The organism is Paludibacter sp. 221 (genome assembly GCF_010501035.1).
In the GTDB taxonomy this organism is placed as follows: domain Bacteria; phylum Bacteroidota; class Bacteroidia; order Bacteroidales; family Paludibacteraceae; genus QVMH01.
Genome location: NZ_QVMH01000017.1, coordinates 1 through 22,877, shown reverse-complemented (window position 1 = coordinate 22,877; position 22,877 = coordinate 1). Strand labels below are relative to the sequence as shown.

Below are 22,877 nucleotides of genomic sequence, written 5' to 3'. Positions count from 1 at the left end.
CGCTTGTGGAGGTACTGCCTTAGGGCTTTGCGACCAGTGTGGCTATTGCATGGCAGGTGAAATGAACAGCGTTATGAATTTAGCCCCCGATACCGTTATCGCAGGGTTGAAACTGAGGATGTAGATTCTATATTATTACTCATAAAACGAAGCGAGTGGATTTGTAAATCCACTCGCTTCGTCTTATAAAGATGTTTTGAATTTATTTCACTATACCGGAGAATCCCATGAATGCCATAGCCAGTAGTCCGGCAGTAAGCAGGGCAATAGGTGTCCCCTCCATGCTTTTGGGTAGCTTAACCAGAGCAAGTTGCTCGCGTATTCCGGCAAAAAGAATTAATGCCAGCCCGAACCCGATAGCGGTAGAGATGGCAAAAACCACACTCTCCAGCATATTAAAGTCTTTCTGTATAACCATGATTGCTACACCGAGTATAGTACAGTTGGTGGTGATAAGCGGCAAAAACACTCCTAATGCCTGATATAGAGCCGGAGAGATTTTCTTCAGGATAATCTCAACCAATTGCACCAAAGCTGCAATAATCAGGATAAAAACAATCGTTTGCAGAAATGTTATCTGAAAAGGCTCTAATACTGTTTTTTGGATAATGTATGTAAATATGGTTGCGATGGTCATTACAAATGCCACTGCTCCGCTCATCCCCAGTGCTGTGTCTATTTTTTTGGATACTCCTAAAAACGGACAGATTCCTAAAAACTGTGCGAGCACAATGTTGTTTACGAATACCGCGCTGATAAAAATTAAAATATATGCCATGTTATATGATGTTTAGTCGTTAAATCGTATAAATGTTTTAGCTGCCTTACAATTGTAAATTGTAAATTTGTAAATAGTAAATCCCTCTTATGTCTTTCTCAATTTATTAATAATTGCGATAAGATAGCCCAATGCGATGAAAGCTCCCGGAGCAAGTACGAAAATGAGCATGCCATAGTTTTCAGAGAAAACAGTCATGCTGAAAACCTTACCTGTACCTAACAGTTCGCGTACAGAACCGAGCAGCGTTAAGGCAAAAGAGAAACCAAGTCCCATCCCCAAACCATCGAGCATGGAGCGGAAAACGTTGTTTTTTGCAGCGAATGCTTCGGCACGCCCTAATACTATACAGTTCACTACAATAAGCGGGATGAATAGCCCCAAACTATCGAACAATGCCGGAATATATGCCTGCATCACCATTTCTACCACCGTAACAAAAGTTGCAATCACAACAACAAATGCCGGAATACGTACTTTGTCTGGAATAATGTTTTTTAGCAAAGAAATAACAATGTTCGAGCATATTAAAACGAAAGTGGTGGCCAATCCCATACTTAAACCATTAAGGGCGGAAGATGTCGTACCCAATGTAGGACACATCCCCAATAGTAATACAAAAATTGGATTTTCTTTTATCAGTCCGTTTGTAAGGACTTTGAGGTTTGAATTATTACTCATAATTTTTTCTTTATTTCAAATTTAATTTTGAGTTGCACCACTGTTGCCATCCGTAGTTGTAGCAGTAGCCGCTGTGGTAGCGTCGTTTTTTGCGTCTTCAGCATCTACAGTAGTTTCTTCACTTCCTTCTGTGTTTTCTACGGTAGTAGCTCCGCTATTGCTGTCTGTTGTTGCATCAGCATTGTTGGTGTATGCAGCATACGCATCTTTTACAGCTTCAAGAAAAGCTCTGGAGCTGATTGTAGCTGCTGTGATAGCATCTATTTCGCCCCCGTCTTTGTTTACTTTGAAACTGCTTGCCGAAGGATTCTTACCTTTAATATTTTGGTTGCCTTTGTCGGTTTTAAACCAGTCCACCATTTTAGTGCCAAGCCCCGGTGTTTCTTTTTGCTCTAATACGGAGTAATCTACAATCTTGTTGTTTATATCGAATCCTACCATTACTTTAATTTCGCCGCTGAACCCGCCGTTCGAAAAAGATTCAACAGCAGCTCCTATAGCACTCCCATTGGCATCGTATGCCGTGTAAACAGTATATTCTCCTTTTTTACCGTCTTTTTCGATAACAACCACTTTCCCTTCATCATCCAAACTATCGAATGGAGGTAATACCTCTTTTATCGCATTTTGTTGTTTAGCCAGTTTTGATTTTTCAATAGGTTCTTTGGTGAGGGTGTAAACGCCTGCCAAAATTCCTCCTGCAAACAATGTTATGCAGGTAAGCACCAGCAACATATTTTTGAAACTTGATTCTAATTTTGCCATAATTTATTAATGTATAAATGTGCCGATATGCCAATATGCCAATAAAATAAATATCGTATTAGCATATTGGCACATTGGCATATTATTTCTTTATTTTCTCCCCGAATCTTTTAGGTTTGATATACGCGTTGATTAACGGTGTGAAGGCATTCATAATCAGTATAGCGAATGATACTCCCTCAGGATATGCCCCGAATACCCGTATTACTACTGTAATAATGCCAATGCCTATACCGTATATTATCATGCCCACTTTACTCATAGGCGAGGTAACGTAGTCGGTAGCCATAAAGATAGCTCCCAATAGCAAACCTCCGGTAAGTAAGTGAACTAAAGGTGAAGCATAAGTTTCAGGATTTACCAAATACAATATGCCTGTGAATGCAAATACCGTAAACAATATACTGACAGGAATGTGCCACGTAATAATTTTGCGAATGAGCATATATGCCAGTCCGATAAGCAGCGCTATGGCCGATACCTCTCCCAGCGAGCCTCCCATATTTCCTATAAGCATGTCGGTGGTTTCAGGCAGTTGCCCGAAATGATTTTTAATCATTGCCAGCACTGTAGGGCCTGTTTCTGCATCCAGATATTGCATGTTCATCGGGATAGGACGCGGCCACGATGTCATTTGTACGGGGAAAGAGATAAGCAGGAAAACACGTCCTACCAAAGCAGGGTTGAAAGGATTGTTGCCCAATCCTCCGAAACTCATTTTACCTATCCCTATTGCTACCAATGCTCCTAAAACCACCATCCATACAGGAAGGTTTGATGGCAGGTTGAATGAGAGTAACAGTCCTGTAAGTATAGCAGAGCCATCGCCAATAGTTACGCTTTTGCTTCTGAACAAAAAACGTTGTATCAGGTATTCGAACAGCATGCAGGATATTACTGCCGTAATGCTTACGATAAGCGCTCCTAAGCCAAAAAAGTACAATGCTACCAGGTAAGCAGGTATAAGAGCGATGATTACACCCAGCATGTTTTTCGAAATCGAATCGCCGCTATGAATATGAGGTGCAGGCGAAACAACCAACAGTTTTTCTGCGCTTTTTTGTTGAGCCGGATTATGAATTTGTTCGTTCATTATTATTTAATTAATTTCAGAATTTCAATTATTTATTTCATTTGCCACTAAGACAGGATACTTCGGTTTGTTTAATCTTTCATCTTGATTCTTGGCTCTTGATTCTTTAATCTATTTAGGTACGCCAAGACGCTATGACGCTAAGTTTTTTTCTGCTGGCGCGGACTTGTAGTCCGTGTCCTGCTTGCAAAGCAGTAATTTCCAATTGTATGTTTATAGCCAACTGTGAACTTAAAGTTTTCTTTCCTTACGGATTTGGCGTTTTCCTGTTGCGGATAATTCCGCTTACGGTGAATTTTCCCCCTCGTCTCACGGGATTTGTAATCCCGTGATTTATTAACTGCGGATTTAAAATCCGCTATTAGGAACCTCATCAAGCTGCTCTCTTAGCCTCCCCTTGGGGATTCTGCCGGCGCGGACTTGTAGTCCGTGTCCTGCTAAAAGTCTTCTTTCTTATGGGTTTGGCGTTTTCCTGTTGCGGATAATTCCGCTTACGGTAAATTTTCCCTGACGGATATAATCCAGCAATGGGCGGTTTGCAGGACATGTATAGCTGCAACTTCCACACTCGATACAATCCATAACACGGTCGTTTTCCATTTCAGGCCACATTTCGCGTTCTCCCTGTGCCATTAATAAAAACGGCTCTAATCCCATAGGGCATACCGATACGCATTTGGCACAGCGAATACAGTTCTTCATCTCCTTGCGGCGAGCTTCGTCTTCAGCCATGAACAGTACGCCTGCACTACCTTTTGCGGTAGGAATATCAAGGCTCATTAGCGCACGTCCCATCATAGGCCCTCCTCCGATTATTTTTCCGGTGTCGGCAGGCATTCCTCCGGCCAGTTCTACCACATTAGCCAAAGGGGTTCCGATACGTACCATGTAGTTGCCGGGATTCAGTAACGATTTTCCGGTAATAGTAACTACACGTTCTATCAGGGGTTTGTTTTTTTGTACGGCTTCGTAAATTGCAAACACGGTTCCCACATTCTGCACTACTGCACCTACCTCGATAGGGAGTGCCCCACTTGGCACCTGACGTCCGATAGCAGCATCAATCAGTTGTTTTTCGCCTCCTTGCGGGTATTGAACCTTTAGGGCTACAACTTCAATGCCATCGAATGAGCGGGCTTGTATCCTGTTTTTAAAAAGCTCTATTGCATCTTTCTTGTTGTTTTCTATTCCTATTACTGTGCGCTCTACCTGTAGGGCTTTCATCAGGATAGAAATACCTATCAAAATTTCTTCGGTATGCTCCATCATCAACTGATGGTCGCATGTGAGGTAAGGCTCACACTCCACAGCATTAATTACAAGTACTTCTGCTTTTTTGCCCGGAGGCGGGGTGAGCTTTACGTGTGCGGGGAAAGTAGCACCTCCAAGCCCTACAATGCCGGCATCGTGTATTTTCTGTATAATTTCTTCTTTAGTCAGTCTACACTCGCGTATTATTTCAGTCGAACGGTCTATACCTTCCATCCATTCGTCGCCCTCTACGTCAATAAAGACGGACATGCGTTTGTATCCCGATGCGTCGAGCGCAGGCTCTATCTTTACTACTTTGCCTGATACCGACGAGTGAACATTGGACGAAACGAAGCCATTGGCTTTTCCCACAAGCTGTCCGGCTTTCACTTTTTCTCCTTTTTCAACTACCGCCACGCTTGGTGCTCCGAGGTATGCTGCCAAAGGAATGATTACTTGTTTGGGTAATGCAACCGGTAATATTCTTTTTCCTGCCGAAAATTTGTTGTCGTTAGGATGAATACCGCCTATTTTAAATGTTTTCATATATTTTTAGTTACAAGTTACGGATTGTAGGCTTACTAAAACAGGAGTAATAGAGCAACCCGGCACCAATGCTTTTTTTAATTTTCTTTTTCCGATGTTTCAGCTACTTCTACTTTTGGCTTTTTAGGAGGAAAGTTCAACTCGGTGATAGCCGAAGTAGGACATTCGTCCACACACTTGCGGCACAAGCGGCATTTCTCCGAGTCGATAAATGCCAGATTGTTTCCCATTGTGATAGCCTCGAAAGGACATACTTTGAAACATTTGCTACAGCCTATACAAGCTACCGAACATACCTTTTTGTTGACCGCTCCTTTATCCTTGTTCATACAGCTTACGTATATACGGCGCGATTTAGGGCCTTTGCGGCGTAGTTCTATCAACAGTTTAGGACACGCTTTTACACATGCTCCACACGAGGTACATTTGTCCTCGTCTATTTCGGGCAACATTGTTTCCGGATTGATATACAAGGCATCAAACTTACAGGATACTTCGCAATCGCCTAATCCTAAGCAACCATACGAACAGCCCGTATCTCCTCCGTATAAATTGTGTGCTACTTTACAGCTTTTAACCCCGTCGTATTGGTTGGTGCGCACACGGTTTTCGCACGAACCATTACAGCGTACCACAGCTACGGTTGGTTCTGCTGCCGAAGCTGTTTTCCCAAGTATTGCGGCTACTTTGCTCATTGTGTCTGCTCCCCCTACAGGGCAAAACAGTCCGTCGAGGTCATCCGCTTTTACGCAGGCATCGGCAAACCCGCGGCATCCGGGATAACCGCATCCTCCACAGTTGGCAGCAGGCAATGCAGCTTCTACTTCGTCAATTCTCGGGTCTTCGAATACATAAAATTTTTTGGCTACGAAAAACAGGATAAGTGCAGCTAAAGCACCAATTACACCTAAAGTAATTAAGGAAATAAGAATTATATTCATCTAATTTTATAATAAGATTAAATTACTTGCATAAAACACATTTCAAGTGTCTGAGCTTGTTTTTACATAAAACTGAAAGTCCGATTTCAGCTTATCTCTGAACAATGATAATATTATATAATAAGGAATAAGAGTTGCGAGGGCTATAGTTCCCGAAACAGCTTCGTTGTCGATAAAAGCACGTAATACGAACAAGCTGACAAGGATAAGCAAAAAAGGTATTACGAAAGCCAGCAACACCGCTTTCAGACCTACCGAACGTTTGCCGTAAATAATCACGTCATCCCCTGCTTTCAAGCTTATATTGTTTATATTGATGGCGTCGATTATTTTTTCGGCCGAATCAGCCGCCGTACATGCCGATTTTGCATGACAACCGCTACACGCAGAGTTCTGAGTAATCAAAACCTTAGCGGTATCCCCATTAATGGTTAGTATTTTTCCGGTATGTTCGATTATTTGGCTCATTTTGCAAACTCGACATTACAATTTCGGGGCAAATGTAAAGATATTTTGCATACGAACAAAAGGTTTGTGCAAAAAAAATAATAAGAAATAGTGATATCTGTATTTGGTTTGTTTTTGTTGTACGTAATAATGCAGATTAAAGCGTTTTTTGTTGTATTTTTGTGCTTCGGAAAAAATTATTGAAGCTATAACATGGATTACCAGATATATACCCTCCCCAATGGATTGCGATTGATACATAAGCCGGAGAAATCGGCGGTTGTATATTGTGGGATGGTGATTAGTACGGGTTCGCGCGACGAAGATGAAACGGAGTTCGGCATGGCGCATTTTGTGGAGCACATGCTGTTCAAAGGTACTGAAAAGCGTCGCTCGTCGCATATTATCAGCCGTTTGGAAAACGTAGGGGGCGATTTGAATGCTTTTACCTCGAAAGAAGAAACGGTAGTGTACGCTGCCGTGTTGAACCAGTATGCCGAGCGCGCATTGGAGTTGATAGCAGATGTGGTGTTACATTCCACTTTTCCGCAAAAGGAATTGGAAAAAGAAGTGGAGGTGGTGTTGGATGAAATAGACTCGTACAACGACAGCCCGTCGGAGTTGATATACGATGATTTTGAAGATATGCTTTTCAAAGGGCATGCGCTGGGTCATCATATTCTGGGTAAGCCTGAATTGCTGAGAGAATATACTACACAAGACGTTTCGCGCTTTGTGGCACGGCAATATCATACCGAAAAGATGGTGCTGTTTGTATCGGGAGATATACCGTTCAAGAAATTAACCCGCTGGGCAGATAAGTATTTCCAGTTGGGCTACAAGCAAGCGTTGGGCGAACAACGTGTAGCTCCACAGCAATATCAACCTGTTGACAATATGATAATCAAAAATACCCATCAGGCTCATGTAATTATCGGCAACCGTGCTTACGATATGTATCACGCTGACAGGTTGGGATTGTACCTGCTGAATAATATATTGGGTGGCCCGGGCATGAGTAGCTTGCTTAACTTATCGTTGAGGGAAAAACATGGCTTGGTTTATAATGTGGATTCGATTTACCAGCCCTTTAGCGATTCGGGCGAGTGGTGCGTATATTTTGGTTGCGACCCAGCCAATGCCGCCCGTTGCGAAGCATTGGTTTATAAAGAGTTGAGCAAGTTACGCGAAAATAAACTGTCGGATGCTTTGCTTAAAAAATATAAGTTACAGTTGACAGGTCAGATGGCTATATCTTCGGAGAATAAGGAGAATATGGCTTTGAGCTTGGGTAAGAGCTTTTTGCGTTACGAAAAAGTAGATAATCTGGAAGAAATAAGTAAAAAAGTAGAGGCTATCACAGCCAACCAATTGCAGCGTATTGCCAATGAGGTATTTTTGCCTGAGGGGTTGAGTGTGCTGAGATATAGGTAATTAGTTACAAGTTACAAGGAATGACATTAGACGAATATATAGAAAACCACTCGGAACGAGAGCCTGAGTATTTGGCTAAGGTTAACCGCCGGACTCATCTCAGGCTGATAAACCCGCGTATGATGTCGGGGCATCTGCAAGGGCGGGTACTGGCTTTGCTGTGCCACATGATAAAACCTGCAAGGGTGTTGGAGCTGGGGACGTATTCGGGTTATTCGGCTCTGTGCATGGCTGAGGCTATGCCCGAAAGTGGAATACTACACACCATAGAGCACGATGATGAGTTGGAGGATTTTATTCGGGAAAATATATCAGGCTCGGCCCATGCCGGCAAAATAAAACTCCACATAGGTGATGCTTTGGAGGAAATAGCGAAACTTGATGAAGTTTTCGATTTGGTTTTCATAGATGCGGATAAAAGACAATATATGGCATATTATGAGGCAGTATTGCCCAAAGTACGGGCGGGAGGCTTTATATTTGCAGATAATACGCTTTGGGATGGCAAGTTGATTGAAGAAGTGCATCCTAATGATAAACAAACGATTGAAATTATGCGTTTTAATGACCACGTGGCGAATGACGCGCGGGTTGAGAAAGTAATATTACCTTTACGCGACGGATTAACAATAATAAGGAAGAAATAAAATGTATACTTACGAACTGGAATTAAAAGTACGCGATTACGAATGCGACTTGCAGGGTATTGTAAACAATTCGGTTTATCAGAACTACTTGGAGCATACCCGCCACGAGTTTTTATTGGAGAATAATGTGAGTTTTTCCGATTTACACAATCAGGGGATTGATGCTGTAGTGGCACGTGTTCAGATTTCGTATAAAAACTCGCTGCGCCCTAAAGATACATTGGTATCAAAACTATATGTGAAAAAAGAAGGGGTGAAATATGTGTTTCATCAGGCTATTTTTCGCAAGTCGGACGACAAATTGTGTATAAAGGCTAAAGTAGAATCGGTAGTAACACAGGGTGGTAAACTATTGTCGGGCTTGCCTGCCTTTGATGCTTTGGTGGATAAGTAACGTAGTTACAAGTTACGAGTTACGAGTTACTAGTTTTATTTTCCCTCCATTGGCGTAAGTTTAGCGGAGCGTAACTTGTGCCGAAAGCGAAAAAACAGTTTTAAACTGTAAAAAACATGGGCACAAGTCGCAGGCTTGCGCCAAATATGGATAAGTAAAGTAGTTACAAGTTACAAGTTACGAGTTCTATTCTCTGATAACTAAAAACAATATGAAGATGAATGAATTTTTGGAAAAAGAAGAACAAATCGTACGGATGCTGAAAACGGTTTTCGACCCCGAAATTCCGGTTAATATATACGATTTGGGTCTTATTTATAAAATAGATTTAGCCGACGAGGGTAATCTTACCATTGATATGACTCTGACAGCTCCGAATTGCCCTGCTGTAGATTTTATAGTAGAAGATGTACGGATGAAAATGGAGGCCATCGAGGGAATTAAAAAAGTAGATATCAACATCGTTTTCGACCCGCCTTGGGATAAGGATATGATGAGTGAGGAAGCTAAACTGGAATTAGGATTTTTGTAGCCTCCCCCAACCCCTCCGAAGGAGCGGCTTTAAGATGATATTCAAAACAGATAGTAATGGACGAAAATACATATAATCAGCCCAATGATGTATTAAAGTCTCCCCTAAGGGGAGATTCAGAGGGGCGTGTTTATTTTATATCGGATGCCCATTTAGGTTCGCGGATAGTTGAAAATCCGCGTGCCCACGAAAAAAAAATTGTCGATTGGCTCGATATGGTGAAAGCTGATGCCAAGGCTATATATATGGTGGGCGATATGTTCGACTTTTGGTATGAGTATAAAACGGTGGTTCCCAAAGGTTATGTCCGCTTTTTGGGTAAGCTGGCTGAGCTTGTTGATTCGGGTATTGAGATACGTTTTTTCACGGGCAACCATGATATATGGACTTTTGGCTATCTGGAAAATGAGGTGGGGCTGATAGTGCACCGTAAACCGCAAGTGTTTGAAATCGGAAATAAAAAGCTCTTCGTAGCTCATGGCGATGGCCTTGCGGTAGACGATAAGGGCTTTAAGTTTATACGCAATATATTTCACAACAGAACTTGTCAGAAGCTATTCCGCTTTGTTCCTCCCCAGATAGGGCAGGGTTTCGGATATACGTGGTCAAGGAAGAACAGGGAAAAACTTACTCCTGAAAAAAAAGAATACAAAGGAGAAGCCAAAGAGCCGTTGATAATATATGCAAAGAAATACTTTGCAGAATGTCCTGATATTGATTTTGTTGTTTTTGGGCATCGTCATATCCAGTTAGACCTACAACTGGCAAATCAGAAGCGGGTGATTATTTTAGGCGATTTTGTTTCGCTGTTTACTTACGGTGTTTTTGATGGAAATAATTTTTGGTTGGAAAATTTTATTTAGTTAAAGAAGTATGCGTATAGTTTTTATGGGAACACCGGATTTCGCGGTGGAGAGCTTAAAGGTGTTGGTCGAGAATAACTACGAGGTAGTAGGGGTGGTTACTATGCCCGATAAGCCTGCGGGGCGTGGACACAAAATTCAATATTCGCCCGTAAAGAACTATGCGTTAGAGCATAATCTTCCTCTACTGCAACCCGAAAAACTTAAAGATGACGGCTTTTTAGAAGAACTACGGGCTTTGAAAGCCGATTTGCAGATTGTAGTAGCGTTTCGTATGCTTCCCGAAGTGGTTTGGAATATGCCTGAATACGGTACTTTCAACCTTCATGCGTCATTATTACCTCAGTATCGGGGTGCTGCGCCTATCAACTGGGCTATTATTAATGGGGAGAAAGAAACAGGAGCAACTACGTTTTTCCTAACGCATGAGATAGATACCGGCAAAATAATATTGCAGGAAAAAATACCTGTTACAGAAACAGACAATGCCGGAAGCGTGCATGACAAACTAATGGTGATGGGGGCAGGGTTGGTAAAGAGAACTGTTGATTTGCTGATAGCGGGACAAACAGATGCTATAGACCAGTCGCAGTTTATAAAGCCGGAAACGGAACTAACAGCCGCGCCTAAAATTTTCAAGGAAACTTGCGAGATAGATTTGAATAAGGGCGTAGAGGAAGTTTATAATTTCATACGTGGGCTGAGCCCTTATCCTGCCGCATGGGTCAATCTGCGGTTCCCTAATCAGGAGGAGCAGATAACGTTGAAGATATTTGAAACTGAGAAGGAATTTGCAGAGCATACATATCAAGCGGGCGAAGTTATCACTGATGGAAAAAGGCAGGCTAAAATAGCTCTGAAAGATGGATTTATTGTGCTGAAATCGGTGCAGGCACCGGGCAAAAAACGCATGGAAATAGGTGAAATGCTAAGAGGAATGAGATGAATTCGTTAGCCTTATCGGAACTTACATACAGGATACAGGAGGTTATCGGCTTGAATTTTGGGAAGCCGGTATGGATTCGTGCTGAGATAAGCGAACTTCGCGAAAACTCAGGACATTGCTATATGGAGTTGGTTGAAAAGTCGGAAGATTCTGATAGTGTTTTGGCAAAGTGCAGGGCTACCTGTTGGGCTTCTACTTACCGCATGCTCAAGCCTTATTTTGAATCAACAACGGGACAGGCTTTATCGGCAGGGATGAAAGTGCTGGTGGCTGTTACTGTGGATTTTCATGGGGTGTATGGGCTAAACCTGAATGTGCGCGACATCGACCCTGTGTTTACGGTGGGCGAGATGGCAGCCCGTCGGTTGCAGATACTCCGCCAACTCGAAGCCGATGGCATCGCCGATATGAATAAGCAGTTGGCTATTCCTGTTCCCGCTCAGCGCATTGCTATCATATCGTCGCCTACTGCGGCCGGATACGATGATTTTCAGAATCAATTGCTTCATAATAAGTACGGATTTGTTTTTTATACAAAGCTTTTTCCTGCGGTGATGCAAGGAGAGGCAACCGAGGCTTCTGTAATCGGCGCATTGGAGCAGATTTACGCGCAAATTGATTTGTTTGATGTAGTTGTGATTATACGGGGTGGAGGAGCTACTGCCGATTTGGCGGCTTTCGATTCGTACGATTTAGCATTGAATTGTACTCAATTCCCAATCCCTGTTTTGACGGGAATAGGGCATCAGCGTGATGTGTCTATTCTGGATATGGTGGCTCATACAAGCCTGAAAACTCCAACGGCAGTTGCCGAATTTTTAGTTGCTAACCTTCAGGCGGCTGAAAACCGTATGTTGGATGTTTTTTCGGACATACAGTATTTTGTCCGTCGCCGTCTGGAAAATGAACACCGGAACATGGAGAGTATAAATTTCCGGATAAAATATGCTATAAGAAATAACCTGACACAAAAGTCGTTCTTGCTTCAGTCGCAGAAACAACGTTTACAAACAAGTGCACAATTGCAACTCATGAAGCAAAGGAATAAAATTGGCTTGCTGTCTAAAAACATAGAATCTCATTCTCCCGCCTTTTTGTTAGAGTATGGCTACTCCATTACCACCCTCAATGGAAAAAGGGTAAATTCGGCTAAACAAATAGCCTCAGGCAACGTGATTAAAACTTATTTTCCGGATGGGGACGTTGATAGTAAGGTGATATAGGTGAAGTTATAATGAACTATCCGCTACATATAAATGTCAAGATGTAAAATCGTTGGATTTGTAAATCTGATTACTCGATTAAAATACCTGCTCCCTCACGTATTATTACAGGTTCTTCTTCGGTACAGTCGATAATAGTGGATGGCACTATACTGCCTTCGCCTCCGTCGATAACGATATCTACCATTTTGCCGTATTTCTCGTCAATCAGTTCGGGGTTGGTAATATATTCGGTATCTTCATCGTAAAAAACAGAGCTTGTCATTAAGGGATTGCCCAATTCGCGTACAATTTCCATTACAATCTCGTTTTGAGGCATACGGATACCAACAGTCTTTTTGTTTTTGAAGAGTTTGGGAAGGCTGTTGCTGCCATTAAGAATAAAGGTAAATGGGCCGGGAAGGTTCTTTTTCATCAGTTTGAAGGCTGTGTCTCCCATTTTTGCAAATTCGCTAACCTGTCTCATCTCATTGCATATAAACGAAAGGTTGGATTTATGCAGGTCTTTGTTCTTTATTTTGGAGATAGTCTCGACACCCGCCTGATTGAATATATTGCATGCAAAGGCATACAAGGTGTCGGTTGGGATTATGACAATACCTCCATTTTTCAGAACCTCCGCAATACGGCGTATTTGATTAGGGTTTGGATTATCCTTATACAGTTTTAACAGCATTCTGCAATGATATCGTTTTGTTTTTAACGCAGGTGCATATTTTTATGCATCTGATGTTGTTACTAATATTGTTGGATTGAAAAAGTGCGCAAAGATATAAATCTTTTTTTAGATAATATTAAAATATTTCAAAGCATTTGCAATTCCGTTATCATCTACCGAAGTTGTAACATGATTTGCAGACTCTTTTACATCGTTTTCGGCGTTTCCCATTGCCACTCCTATCCGGACATGGCGCAGCATTGATATATCGTTGCCTCCGTCTCCGAAAGCCATCGTTGTCTCTAAAGGAATATTGAAATGCTCTAATACTTTGTCTATTCCCACTTGTTTGCTGCTGTTTTTGGGCACTATATCACTGAAAAGCGGCGACCAGCGTGTTACATCGCAATGGGGAAGAAGGGGCATGATATTTTTTTCATCCTCCTTGCCAAAAAACGCAATAACCTGATAAACATCATTCTTTAATTTCTCAGACAACTGTTCACGCTCTAAAACTTTTGGTGCCGGAAAATTAAGCAAGTCAAAAATTTTAGCCGTATCGTTGTTCAGAAAGTTTGCGTATGCATCGTGTTCACCCACAAAAATGCAGGGAAACGGTTTTACGTTTTCAGTATAGTTTATCAAAGCACGTATGCTCTCTTTCGATATAGATTTTTTGTATATAACTTCCTCATTGCTGATAAAACAATAACTCCCGTTGAGCGTGATATAACCGTCAAACTCTAAATTGCCTAAGTTGTTAATGGCTTCGAATTGGCGTCCTGTGGCAACAAATACTTTTATACCCTTTTCCCTTACTTTACTAATAGCTTCTATTGTGCTTTCGGGCACAACATGCGATTTGAAACTGACAAGGGTACCATCTATATCGAAAAAAATAGCTTTAATCATATACAATTATGGTAAAATAGTTTTATACACCCTTTACCGGATGTACAATATTCTTTTTTTTTGAAAATATAGCTTTTAGAGGTGTGTTTTTCCGGGATTGTTTTTATAATACAAATACTGTAGCGAAAGGGCTAAGTTTTCAGTAAATAATTATTTTTTCACCTGTTACAAACTCCTACGTATGGGCAATACTGGCATGGTTTGGTGCTTTCGCTCTGTACGAAAGGAATATCGGGATTAAAAATATCCTCTAAACATGCTGTCAGGTGTTCACGAAATTCTTCTTCATACACGGAAAAGTCTGTGATAACTTCATTTATATCTTTTTCTTTCGATTTATAATGAAGCTCCGTTTCAAAATCGTCCTTAAATACATCCCGCATGTAGTAGATGCCAGGAGTTATTTGTTTGCCCGCTGCTTTATCTTTGTACAAAATCCCGTACAAAAATGTTTGAAGCACATACTTCGGACGTTTGTCATTGTTATGCTCAAAAACTTCGTCGAAACTTTTGAAATCCAGCGACCCACTTCCCGTTTTATAGTCGAGGATACGCACTACGCCTTCCTTTTCATCTACACGGTCGATAAAACCTTTTAAATTCACTTGCCGCTTACCCCCGTAAACAGGATAGTGAATATGGCAACGGTCCTCTGAGTTGATGTACCGAAACGGAGCATGCTTTTTATCCATTCGCAGCATCTGAATCACATATTTTCGTATAACATGCGCAATAAGCAAGTTGTTGCCTTCCAAAGGGACAACCGAATCGTTTTTCTTTTTAAAATAATGTATGGTAAATGCCCGCGATATTTCCTTGTCTATACGTAATGTGTGTTTTATAAGCTCGTCAAAATCATGCGATTGCATTATCTGCCCTTTATAAGGCTCATACAAGTATTCCATCACCGCATGAAAGATTGTTCCGAACATATTATCTTCTACCGTTTCTTTCACTTCGTCTATTTGTTGCATTTCTTCCACGCGCGTCAGGTAAAACTGCAAAGGGCAGTCGATATAACTATTTATAGAGCTTGCCGAAAGTGCTTTACTATTTTCGCCCGTCTCCAAAAAACGTTGGAGCTTTTCCATAACCACACTGTTTTTGGTTATCTGCAAAACTTTGGGTGTTTCAAATCCAATATCAAAACTTACTGACTTACGCCGTATTTTCACACCATAATGATAATGCAGCTGGTGGGCAAAACGGCTTACTTCGCCGGTCTGAATACCTTCGGTACGCGAATCGTAGAGGAAAAACACCCGCTTGGCACGATGAATCAGCCTGTAAAAATTATAGGCCGAAAGAGAATCCTGATGTTCGGTAGTGGGCAGGTCGAAACCTTTCCTCAAGTTATAAGGAATGAAACTGTTCTGTGGGCTTCGCTTGGGAAAAACACCCTCGTTGAAGGATGTGATAACAAGGTTCTCAAAATCCAAGCCGCGCGTTTCCAGTGTCCCCATTATTTGCAGCCCTTCGAGAGGCTCTCCTACAAACGGGATGGAAATACCTGATGTTAACTGCCTTATGAGCCTCATCAGGGTATCCAAAGACATATCCAGCCCCACAGGCTTCGCCGATACTACATCGGACATACGGTTCAGAGTGATATAATATTGATACAAAAAATCAAGTTCCAACCGAAACTTGTTTTTCTCGTCCGATATTTTCCCCCACCCCTCCTGAAGCCGGCGTAGTACATACAGCAAATAGCCGATAAAAGACGCCGTATCTATTTTAGAGTTAAAGATGGCTGATAGCAATTTACTGTCTGCAAACTCATTTTCATCAATGTAAATCCAGTTGTTTTTCGTTATTTTTTGGAATAAGACAGTAACCTCGTCGGCACACAAGAGAGCAATATACTGGTGGTTCAATATATTCAGTACCGTCTGATGATAAAACGACGCAGTACCGTTAGCCGCTACCCTCTTACGCCGCTGTAGTTCAAAAACATGCTCGACCAGGCCGGAAACAGGCGTTGCCTTGAGCGGGAAACCCATCGTCACGTTTATCTTCTCTATTTGCTGAGGCAGCGAGTGCAGTAAGGGAATCAATATATTTTCGTTTGGTAAAACGATAGCTGTTTTTATCCACTCTTTGGCAGGCTCCGTATCAGGGTAAAGCCTATTTAAGATAGAATAAACCTCTTTAGCCTGTCCTACTTCCGAAGGTACAGCTATCAATTCAATGTCTTTATCATCAAGCGACTCTACAACGGATTCTATATCGAACCGTGATGGGAAATAATGTATATTTTCAGCGTAAAAGTACGAGGCCAGATTTTCACCATCGCGCAATTCTTTTGCTTCGTAATCCCAATAGAAATCGGCCTGCCCCAGTTTCTTCAACTCGGTAAAAAGGGCTTTTTCGCACGGATTCAGAGCATTGAACCCGATAAAAACAAACTGTTTACCCGTCCACTGTTGAATTATTTTTTTAGCCACGAGCCGCTCGGCCACATCACGGTAAATCATCCCTTCGGTTGCCAACCCTTCCGAAAGCAACGATTCGCGGAATTGTTCGTAAAGCGGCAGCAGTATTTTCCACGTAGAGACAAAGTCCTGCTGAACTTTCCCAGCCGGAGCAGGGTCAAAATTTCGCCAAAACTCACGTATCGCTTTTATTTGACTTTCGGAAAAAGCATTGAAAATCTGGTCTATCTGCTTAAGCTCGGTTATATTAGTAAAGAGCTGACGGGCATCTACACGGTGCTTATCAACATCGTCAAAATCGGCCAACAGCATCTCGCCCCAAAAAACAAAGTTATCAAAACTCTCCCCGCTTTTACTTGTTTTTTGATATAACTCGTACAAGCGAAAAAGTATCATCAACTTATCGGCCTGTTGCCAACCGGATGCTGAAAGAAAACATTCGTTTATAGTTATTATTTCGGGTGAAAAGAGCGGACGTTCCACTATTTCAGATAAGTATTTCTGAAAAAACAATCCTGCCCTGCGATTGGGGAATACAAACGTAAAATCCCCAATACCCGACTTGTATTGATTATAGTATGTTTCTGCTATCCGGAAAAGAAATGAATTCATAAGCACTTTGTATTCATTTATTTACACCCACACCATCTGGCAATTATTTTTTATCACTAAAAAAGCCTCATTCAATTACTTAATCTGTATCGGCTACTTATAAAACCAGCCCCCACTTATAAAGGCTTAATATTTATATTTTCTGCATACGAAAATACACAAAAATCAACGAAAAGCTACTAAAAGAATTTTGTTTTTATTTTACTACTTTTGCAATGAAATTTACGATACATCAAAGTCAAATCCGGAAGTATGTTAGGAACCATTGTTAATACAGCAGCAGTTATAGTGGGGGGAAGTCTCGGACTGTTATTCAAAAAGAATATGCCGCAGCGCATTACCAATATTTATTTTCAGGCAGTAGGTTTATTTACCCTTGCCATTGGTATAAGCATGGTGTGGAATATGGAAAACATACTGATTGTAGTAGCCAGCCTGGTAGTAGGCTCTATGATTGGCGAGTGGATTGATATTGAAGCCGGAGCGGAAAAACTGAGCGAATGGCTCAAAAAGAAATTCCGTATTGGTAACGAGCGTTTCTCCGAAGGGCTGATTACTTCGTTTCTCCTTTTCTGCATGGGGTCTATGACCATACTCGGTGCTATCAACGAAGGGTTGGATGGAAATTCAGACTTGTTGATGACCAAATCGTTGATGGATGGATTTTCATCTCTGCTGCTGGCTTCGGCTTTGGGTATAGGCGTTGTCTTTTCTGCCCTGCCCATGTTTATCTTCCAAGGAGGAATCACATTACTTGCCATGTGGGCATCAACGTTTTTCACTCCTGATATAATAAATGGAATCACAGCCATTGGCGGCATTATGCTGATAGGTTTAGGCATCAATCTGCTTGATATAAAGAAACTACGTATTATGAACATGCTTCCTTCGCTGCTAATTGTAGTGCTATTACTTTGGATATTCGTATAAACATATGGATAAAGAAGAAAAAGAGATATTCAGACAAGCTGTTTACGATATTGTAAAAACGGTGCCTTACGGACGGGCTACCAGTTATGGTGCTATCGCAAAAGCTATCGGGTATCCCAACTTCTCGCGTATGGTGGGGCATATCATGGCCGAGTGCGATTCGGCAAACAATAACATCCCTGCCCACCGTGTAGTGAATAGCGCAGGCGTTCTATCAGGTAAAGAAGCCTTTGGTACTTCCGCCGAAATGCAACAGCTACTTGCAACAGAAGGAATCGTTGTAGTAAATGATAAAATAAAAAACTGGAAGAAAGTTTTCTGGAATCCGTTGGAAGAAATAAATATATCTGTTAAATAATTTAAGAAATAAATATTAATCAACATTTTTGTAAACATCATAATAACTCATAAATAATTATCATGGCTCTAATAAACTGCATTGAATGTGGAAAACAAATTAGTGACAAAGCTATAAGTTGTCCAAACTGCGGAGTTCCTGTCGCTAAATTAGAAAGTGTTTCGGTAGACACACAAGAGAACATAGAATCATTAACGTTTCCAAACTTACCAGCTGACTTAGATATCGGAGAACAACTTTTAGATTGGGGGGTAAACACCTATTTTAAAGGCAATCATTATGAAACTAACAATATCGACATACCAACAGGTGAAGTTCTTGTTGTACTTTACACTCAAGGAATACAGATAGGAAATAGTACAAAGAGGTTTCGGATTCACTATTCCCAAATAATAAGTTTAGAAAAAAAATTCAAACAAGAAGTTGTAGGAACAGATATCCTCATGATCGATGGAAACACCTTTAACAACAGGTCAGAGTCAGGAAATAATAAAATTATCAACATAGTAACTTTTGTCATAAAATACTGGGATATAACAACAAAATCAGTTAAAACAGTTCTGATAAATAGTCTTGAAAATGATAAAATAGAATTGTTTATAAACAGATACGAAAAAGAAAAAAATTTAGACAAAACGGAAAACAGGGTAGTCGAAAAAAATACAACGCCTGCTTGGGCAATTATTTGTATTATAGTCATAATAGTTAGTGTTCTGTCATTATTTATCTTATAAAAGGTTTAAGAATATTAAAGATATTACATATTTTTCCTCAACAGATAGTCTTTATTTTCGAAAATAAACCTTAGTAATAACTAATGTTTCATACGCCTTAACCTTATTAGCTTATTAAATAACTGACAAATAAGGTAATAAGGTGTGGATTGTAACAATTATTACTAAGGTTCATTACAAAAAGGTTTTTCGCTATTAACTAAATTACCACACGCCTAAAGAGGCGGTGGGTTATATAACGGACTAAAAGTCCTGATTAAGGCTAAAGCCATCTAACAGAGAAAGACTTTAAGTCTTCTTAAGAACCTATCCGAAAATCATCGTCAGGTAATTCATTGTCCTGATTGGCAATGTACTCTTTTATCATTTCATCAGTTACGGTTCCTGTAGTGGCTACAAAGTAACCTCGTGACCATAAGTGTTGTCCCCAATATTGCTTACGAAGATGAGCATATTCTTGAAACAACTTATGAGAACTGGCTCCTTTTAGCTTTTGAACCAAACGGCTGATGGACAAACTTGGGTTAGATGATACTAAGATATGTATATGGTCTTTTGAAACATGACCTTTGATGATTGTTACTTCATTTTGCATACATATTTGACGTATCAACTCGCGGGTTCGTTCGGCAACCGAACCTTCTAGAACCGGACGGCGATATTTCGTTATCCAAACTATATGATATTTGATGTCATAGCGGGTGTGTGAACCGCTTTTATATGTTTGCATAAAAATTATATTTTTACAAATATATAAATTCTCCGCCTAAAGGCGGGGGATTTCACCCATCCCAGAATTATAAATTAAATACTTACAACGAAAGACTATTCAAAAACACATCTAAAATTTAATGTTTTATTTTTCAAGTCTAATTCTCAGAAGATAAGAGTTGTAACTCGTAACTAATTTCTTGTAACTATTTACTATGTTTTGGATAAAATTTGGAATACTCATCACAGGGTTTTTGTATGCGGGAATTTTGCCATATACACTCAGGAAAGCACTAAAGTGCGTAGAAATTGATTTGAGTGTAGATACGCTCAGCATGCTTAGTATAAGCGAGCTGTATGGAAAAAAATACAGACTGGGCTATACGCGTCTGCTGTTTGCTGCAGCTATACTGAATTATTTTTTCTTCGGTTTATTATCCGAATTTTACAACTTGGGAGATTTTGCCCCTTTTATAAAATATATCAATTATAGTGGTGCGTTTCTGGCAATACTTGCATTTATCTCTCATAATATAGCACCGTACCGATTCGAGTTTTTACACAAAAACATCCAGAGGATATTACATAATCTGTTTGCAGTGCTTGTATTTCTGAGTCTGCCAACATTGATTGTTTTATTCGAAATTGCACGCCTGCCCAGTTGTCATTTTATTGCAATCACAGGACTTGTTATTATTGGTATTGTGGCGATATTAACTGCGTGGTCGATACTGAAAAACGGTGTTAACGGCTTTTCCGAACTTCTGTTTATCAATGGAATAAGTATCTGGTCGATATTTACCACTATCGTCACTATACTGAGATAGCCTTATTTACCTCTGCCACAACCACATTTTTCTTAATATTTATATATTCCTGTTTATTTCTATATAAAAAACGGGAATAATTTTACTCAACCTTCCAAAAAAATTATCTTTGCTTCGGATTAGCACGTTTAAGTACCCGATGTAAATTAATTTATATTATTTCGGCCACATAGAACACCTACGAATACACAATAGAAACACATAGAAAATATGATTTTTCCATTGTAAAAAACCACATAAAAAGCTATGTGTCCCTATGTGTAAACTAAATGAACCTATGTGACAAAAAACACAGGCTATTGCATTATAATTTAGGAAACATTCAGAAAACCTTATTATACAAGTTAAATAAAAACGAATTTTATGAAGAAAATTACCCGTCTTGTTTTTGTATTTATTCTCACGTTTTTAGCCCTGGAAGCAAGTGCGCAACTGGGAGTACAAGTTGGCTATATGCACACGGCAAGCAGAGGAAATCTGACTTTAGGAAATTATAATGAATTTTCAGGGCGGTTTCTCAACAGCGGCTTTCAGGCCGGACTAACCTACGATTTTACCTTAAAGGGAGAATTGTCGATGCAAACAGCGTTGCTATACTCATTTGTAGGAGGAAATTCAAAGGAAGAACGGAAAACGGTGAACAATATATACGGCACGCAAACTACAAATACGATGTACCAGTTTATCGACTTGCCTATTCGTTTGGCATATTCGCTACCCGTTACCAACGATTTTAAGTTTTTCTTTTTTGGTGGTCCTGTAGTATCATACAATTTTTCGGGTACAGTAAAAAACTGGAAAATTGAGGGAGAGTATCCCAATGGAGCCTCCACCTCGCTGAAGAACTCGGACAAATACAGCATATACGACAGATACAAAATATCTCCGTGGGATATCAGGGCAGGTGCAGGAATCGGCGTTTTATATAATAATTTCCGCTTGAAGGTAAGCTATGACCTTGGGTTGATTAACCTGTATACCGGAGAACGGAAAAACGCTAATGGCGATTTGAACAAGCTGAAACGGAATCAGCTAAGTGCATCTATAGGGTATATATTCTGATAACATGTGAGAGTACAACAGCTTAATCGGATTTACCATATCCTCGGCTTGTTTTAACAAACGTATTTTTGAACGCAAATTCGCTATTATCTATGCGAATTTGCGTTCTTTTACATCTCCCTATAGTTCTGATATACAGCGTATACTGAAACCATGCGAACGGCTCGTTGTATACGCAGGCCACACATTACTACCGTCAAAAGTCAGAAAAAATGAGTACACACTGCTAATGTTAGCACTCCAGTAGTTACCTCCAGAACCTACGTCGTAGAGCTCGGCATTAGAGTTGCCGCGGCTGCCGGCGGCGGGCAAAAATAGAGTAGTAGTTTCACCGTCAGGCTTTACTTCGTAACCATTGGTACCACCAATTGAATACCAAGACCAAGTATTAGCTACGGCAGTAGCTTTAGCACCGGGCGCTGAACCACCACGGAAAATATCACCCCACTCACTCTGAGCAGGAACGCGCCATCCGGTAGGACATGGGTCGTAAGTCTTGTTTTTTTTATTACGCCAATTAAGGTCAGCTCCATTATTAGATGTCCAGTTGTATGGGTAGGAATTAACAGCTACAATAAAGTTTGAATTTCCAGCTGTCAGACCTGTAGCCTGCGTGGTAGTAGTAGCACTGGTACGTTTTTCGTGACCATCAGTTTTACGCCCCCATTGGTATAAGTCACCGTAAACAGGAGAAAGCTTCATATTACCAGGAGTTACACTACCGTTATAAGTAAACACAACGCTTGGAGTTGATTTCTGAGCAGCAATAGTTATAACAGTAGCACCCAAATTGTAACACATAAATTTGCTCCAACCACCCGCTACAGTTTTAGCACCACAACCTACAGCCACTTCGGCTATATCGCTGTTTATACTATTACCATTAGCGTCGGTAACCTGGCAATAGTAACGGCGCATGCCCAAAGCAGATAAGTCAGGAGTAAAGGCTGCGGCTGTTGCACCAGCTATAGGAGCAGGAGCAGCATTGGTGTTAGCTGTTACTTCGTACCATTGGTAAGTAAGCGTACCGATGCCTGTAGCCGCTACACTGATAGTAGCCGATTCGCCACCAATACCTGTAAGGGCGGTTGCATTTT

General features: G+C 40.7%; 24 protein-coding genes. 12 read left to right on the top strand and 12 right to left on the bottom strand.

Features of this window, described 5'->3' with window-relative positions:
• Positions 1-202 precede the first annotated feature (202 nt).
• From rsxA to D0T49_RS05660, 7 genes are all read right to left on the bottom strand, one after another.
• Positions 203-778, bottom strand: a complete 576-nt coding sequence (gene rsxA / locus D0T49_RS05690; protein WP_163629629.1) for an electron transport complex subunit RsxA — start codon at positions 776-778, stop codon at positions 203-205.
• Between the two features lie 87 nt (positions 779-865).
• Positions 866-1,459: an electron transport complex subunit RsxE gene (gene rsxE, locus D0T49_RS05685; RefSeq protein ID WP_163629628.1), complete on the bottom strand. Its 594-nt coding sequence runs from the start codon at positions 1,457-1,459 to the stop codon at positions 866-868.
• A 21-nt stretch (positions 1,460-1,480) separates the two neighbouring features.
• The gene (locus D0T49_RS05680) at positions 1,481-2,224 is read right to left on the bottom strand and encodes an RnfABCDGE type electron transport complex subunit G (RefSeq protein ID WP_163629627.1); all 744 of its coding nucleotides are present in this window, start codon (positions 2,222-2,224) and stop codon (positions 1,481-1,483) included.
• 82 nt (positions 2,225-2,306) lie between these two features.
• Entirely contained in the window at positions 2,307-3,317 is a 1,011-nt protein-coding gene (locus D0T49_RS05675) for an RnfABCDGE type electron transport complex subunit D (RefSeq protein ID WP_163629626.1), read from the bottom strand.
• Between the two features lie 453 nt (positions 3,318-3,770).
• Positions 3,771-5,114: an electron transport complex subunit RsxC gene (gene rsxC / locus D0T49_RS05670; protein WP_163629625.1), complete on the bottom strand. Its 1,344-nt coding sequence runs from the start codon at positions 5,112-5,114 to the stop codon at positions 3,771-3,773.
• A gap of 77 nt (positions 5,115-5,191) precedes the next feature.
• Positions 5,192-6,055: a Fe-S cluster domain-containing protein gene (locus D0T49_RS05665; protein ID WP_163629624.1), complete on the bottom strand. Its 864-nt coding sequence runs from the start codon at positions 6,053-6,055 to the stop codon at positions 5,192-5,194.
• 42 nt (positions 6,056-6,097) lie between these two features.
• Positions 6,098-6,523 carry a SoxR reducing system RseC family protein gene (locus tag D0T49_RS05660; protein ID WP_163629623.1) on the bottom strand — a complete coding sequence of 142 codons (426 nt, stop codon included), beginning with the start codon at positions 6,521-6,523 and terminating at the stop codon, positions 6,098-6,100.
• Between the two features lie 192 nt (positions 6,524-6,715).
• Here D0T49_RS05660 and D0T49_RS05655 point away from each other — a divergent pair, with 192 nt between their 5' ends.
• The 7 genes from D0T49_RS05655 to xseA all read left to right on the top strand — a co-directional run bounded on the left by D0T49_RS05655 (position 6,716) and on the right by xseA (position 12,541).
• The gene (locus D0T49_RS05655) at positions 6,716-7,936 is read left to right on the top strand and encodes a pitrilysin family protein (RefSeq protein WP_163629622.1); all 1,221 of its coding nucleotides are present in this window, start codon (positions 6,716-6,718) and stop codon (positions 7,934-7,936) included.
• Positions 7,937-7,956: 20 nt separating this feature from the next.
• Entirely contained in the window at positions 7,957-8,583 is a 627-nt protein-coding gene (locus D0T49_RS05650; RefSeq protein ID WP_163629621.1) for an O-methyltransferase, read from the top strand.
• A 1-nt stretch (position 8,584) separates the two neighbouring features.
• Positions 8,585-8,977, top strand: coding sequence for a thioesterase family protein (locus tag D0T49_RS05645; protein ID WP_163629620.1), 393 nt, complete (start codon positions 8,585-8,587; stop codon positions 8,975-8,977).
• Positions 8,978-9,194: 217 nt separating this feature from the next.
• Complete coding sequence (locus tag D0T49_RS05640; RefSeq protein WP_163629619.1) at positions 9,195-9,509, top strand: metal-sulfur cluster assembly factor; 315 nt, start codon at positions 9,195-9,197, stop codon at positions 9,507-9,509.
• Between the two features lie 56 nt (positions 9,510-9,565).
• Entirely contained in the window at positions 9,566-10,372 is an 807-nt protein-coding gene (locus D0T49_RS05635) for a UDP-2,3-diacylglucosamine diphosphatase (protein WP_163629618.1), read from the top strand.
• A gap of 10 nt (positions 10,373-10,382) precedes the next feature.
• Positions 10,383-11,318, top strand: a complete 936-nt coding sequence (gene fmt, locus D0T49_RS05630; protein WP_163629617.1) for a methionyl-tRNA formyltransferase — start codon at positions 10,383-10,385, stop codon at positions 11,316-11,318.
• Entirely contained in the window at positions 11,315-12,541 is a 1,227-nt protein-coding gene (gene xseA, locus D0T49_RS05625) for an exodeoxyribonuclease VII large subunit (protein ID WP_163629616.1), read from the top strand. The genes fmt and xseA overlap by 4 nt, the downstream gene beginning before the upstream one ends.
• Before the next feature lie 70 nt (positions 12,542-12,611).
• Here the strand turns inward: xseA and D0T49_RS05620 are convergent, their stop codons facing one another.
• The 3 genes from D0T49_RS05620 to D0T49_RS05610 form a co-directional block, all read right to left on the bottom strand.
• The gene (locus D0T49_RS05620; protein ID WP_163629615.1) at positions 12,612-13,217 is read right to left on the bottom strand and encodes an L-threonylcarbamoyladenylate synthase; all 606 of its coding nucleotides are present in this window, start codon (positions 13,215-13,217) and stop codon (positions 12,612-12,614) included.
• Between the two features lie 108 nt (positions 13,218-13,325).
• A complete protein-coding gene (locus tag D0T49_RS05615) occupies positions 13,326-14,111 on the bottom strand; it encodes a Cof-type HAD-IIB family hydrolase (protein WP_163629614.1) in 786 nt (261 codons plus the stop codon).
• A gap of 158 nt (positions 14,112-14,269) precedes the next feature.
• Positions 14,270-17,158 (bottom strand): PD-(D/E)XK nuclease family protein, encoded by a 2,889-nt coding sequence (locus D0T49_RS05610; RefSeq protein WP_163629613.1) that lies wholly within the window; start codon positions 17,156-17,158, stop codon positions 14,270-14,272.
• A 252-nt stretch (positions 17,159-17,410) separates the two neighbouring features.
• Between D0T49_RS05610 and D0T49_RS05605 the strand changes: the two genes are divergently transcribed.
• From D0T49_RS05605 to D0T49_RS13060, 3 genes are all read left to right on the top strand, one after another.
• The gene (locus tag D0T49_RS05605; protein WP_163629612.1) at positions 17,411-18,088 is read left to right on the top strand and encodes a DUF554 domain-containing protein; all 678 of its coding nucleotides are present in this window, start codon (positions 17,411-17,413) and stop codon (positions 18,086-18,088) included.
• A 4-nt stretch (positions 18,089-18,092) separates the two neighbouring features.
• Positions 18,093-18,446 (top strand): MGMT family protein, encoded by a 354-nt coding sequence (locus D0T49_RS05600; RefSeq protein ID WP_163629611.1) that lies wholly within the window; start codon positions 18,093-18,095, stop codon positions 18,444-18,446.
• A 62-nt stretch (positions 18,447-18,508) separates the two neighbouring features.
• Positions 18,509-19,180 (top strand): zinc ribbon domain-containing protein, encoded by a 672-nt coding sequence (locus D0T49_RS13060; protein ID WP_239057012.1) that lies wholly within the window; start codon positions 18,509-18,511, stop codon positions 19,178-19,180.
• 298 nt (positions 19,181-19,478) lie between these two features.
• On the opposite strand, the gene tnpA is transcribed toward D0T49_RS13060, so the two are convergent.
• Entirely contained in the window at positions 19,479-19,910 is a 432-nt protein-coding gene (tnpA, locus tag D0T49_RS05590) for an IS200/IS605 family transposase (protein ID WP_163629610.1), read from the bottom strand.
• Between the two features lie 196 nt (positions 19,911-20,106).
• Between tnpA and D0T49_RS05585 the strand changes: the two genes are divergently transcribed.
• Both D0T49_RS05585 and D0T49_RS05580 read left to right on the top strand, forming a co-directional pair.
• Positions 20,107-20,718 (top strand): hypothetical protein, encoded by a 612-nt coding sequence (locus D0T49_RS05585; RefSeq protein WP_163629609.1) that lies wholly within the window; start codon positions 20,107-20,109, stop codon positions 20,716-20,718.
• 363 nt (positions 20,719-21,081) lie between these two features.
• Positions 21,082-21,780, top strand: a complete 699-nt coding sequence (locus D0T49_RS05580) for a porin family protein (RefSeq protein WP_163629608.1) — start codon at positions 21,082-21,084, stop codon at positions 21,778-21,780.
• A 120-nt stretch (positions 21,781-21,900) separates the two neighbouring features.
• Here the strand turns inward: D0T49_RS05580 and D0T49_RS05575 are convergent.
• Positions 21,901-22,877 (bottom strand): FISUMP domain-containing protein (locus D0T49_RS05575; protein ID WP_203583427.1); only part of this gene is annotated, 977 nt, incomplete at its 5' end.

Excerpts from the sequence above, each read along its gene's own strand:
- D0T49_RS05635 (WP_163629618.1), top strand. The coding sequence starts at position 9,566 with ATGGACGAAAATACATATAATCAGCCCAATGATGTATTAAAGTCTCCC.
- D0T49_RS05585 (WP_163629609.1), top strand. The coding sequence starts at position 20,107 with ATGTTTTGGATAAAATTTGGAATACTCATCACAGGGTTTTTGTATGCG.
- xseA (WP_163629616.1), top strand. The coding sequence starts at position 11,315 with ATGAATTCGTTAGCCTTATCGGAACTTACATACAGGATACAGGAGGTT.
- D0T49_RS05640 (WP_163629619.1), top strand. The coding sequence starts at position 9,195 with ATGAATGAATTTTTGGAAAAAGAAGAACAAATCGTACGGATGCTGAAA.
- D0T49_RS05645 (WP_163629620.1), top strand. The coding sequence starts at position 8,585 with ATGTATACTTACGAACTGGAATTAAAAGTACGCGATTACGAATGCGAC.
- D0T49_RS05610 (WP_163629613.1), bottom strand. The coding sequence starts at position 17,158 with ATGAATTCATTTCTTTTCCGGATAGCAGAAACATACTATAATCAATAC.
- D0T49_RS05615 (WP_163629614.1), bottom strand. The coding sequence starts at position 14,111 with ATGATTAAAGCTATTTTTTTCGATATAGATGGTACCCTTGTCAGTTTC.
- D0T49_RS05605 (WP_163629612.1), top strand. The coding sequence starts at position 17,411 with ATGTTAGGAACCATTGTTAATACAGCAGCAGTTATAGTGGGGGGAAGT.
- rsxE (WP_163629628.1), bottom strand. The coding sequence starts at position 1,459 with ATGAGTAATAATTCAAACCTCAAAGTCCTTACAAACGGACTGATAAAA.
- D0T49_RS05680 (WP_163629627.1), bottom strand. The coding sequence starts at position 2,224 with ATGGCAAAATTAGAATCAAGTTTCAAAAATATGTTGCTGGTGCTTACC.
- D0T49_RS13060 (WP_239057012.1), top strand. The coding sequence starts at position 18,509 with ATGGCTCTAATAAACTGCATTGAATGTGGAAAACAAATTAGTGACAAA.
- D0T49_RS05665 (WP_163629624.1), bottom strand. The coding sequence starts at position 6,055 with ATGAATATAATTCTTATTTCCTTAATTACTTTAGGTGTAATTGGTGCT.
- D0T49_RS05650 (WP_163629621.1), top strand. The coding sequence starts at position 7,957 with ATGACATTAGACGAATATATAGAAAACCACTCGGAACGAGAGCCTGAG.
- rsxC (WP_163629625.1), bottom strand. The coding sequence starts at position 5,114 with ATGAAAACATTTAAAATAGGCGGTATTCATCCTAACGACAACAAATTT.
- D0T49_RS05620 (WP_163629615.1), bottom strand. The coding sequence starts at position 13,217 with ATGCTGTTAAAACTGTATAAGGATAATCCAAACCCTAATCAAATACGC.
- D0T49_RS05580 (WP_163629608.1), top strand. The coding sequence starts at position 21,082 with ATGAAGAAAATTACCCGTCTTGTTTTTGTATTTATTCTCACGTTTTTA.
- tnpA (WP_163629610.1), bottom strand. The coding sequence starts at position 19,910 with ATGCAAACATATAAAAGCGGTTCACACACCCGCTATGACATCAAATAT.
- D0T49_RS05600 (WP_163629611.1), top strand. The coding sequence starts at position 18,093 with ATGGATAAAGAAGAAAAAGAGATATTCAGACAAGCTGTTTACGATATT.
- fmt (WP_163629617.1), top strand. The coding sequence starts at position 10,383 with ATGCGTATAGTTTTTATGGGAACACCGGATTTCGCGGTGGAGAGCTTA.
- rsxA (WP_163629629.1), bottom strand. The coding sequence starts at position 778 with ATGGCATATATTTTAATTTTTATCAGCGCGGTATTCGTAAACAACATT.
- D0T49_RS05660 (WP_163629623.1), bottom strand. The coding sequence starts at position 6,523 with ATGAGCCAAATAATCGAACATACCGGAAAAATACTAACCATTAATGGG.
- D0T49_RS05655 (WP_163629622.1), top strand. The coding sequence starts at position 6,716 with ATGGATTACCAGATATATACCCTCCCCAATGGATTGCGATTGATACAT.
- D0T49_RS05675 (WP_163629626.1), bottom strand. The coding sequence starts at position 3,317 with ATGAACGAACAAATTCATAATCCGGCTCAACAAAAAAGCGCAGAAAAA.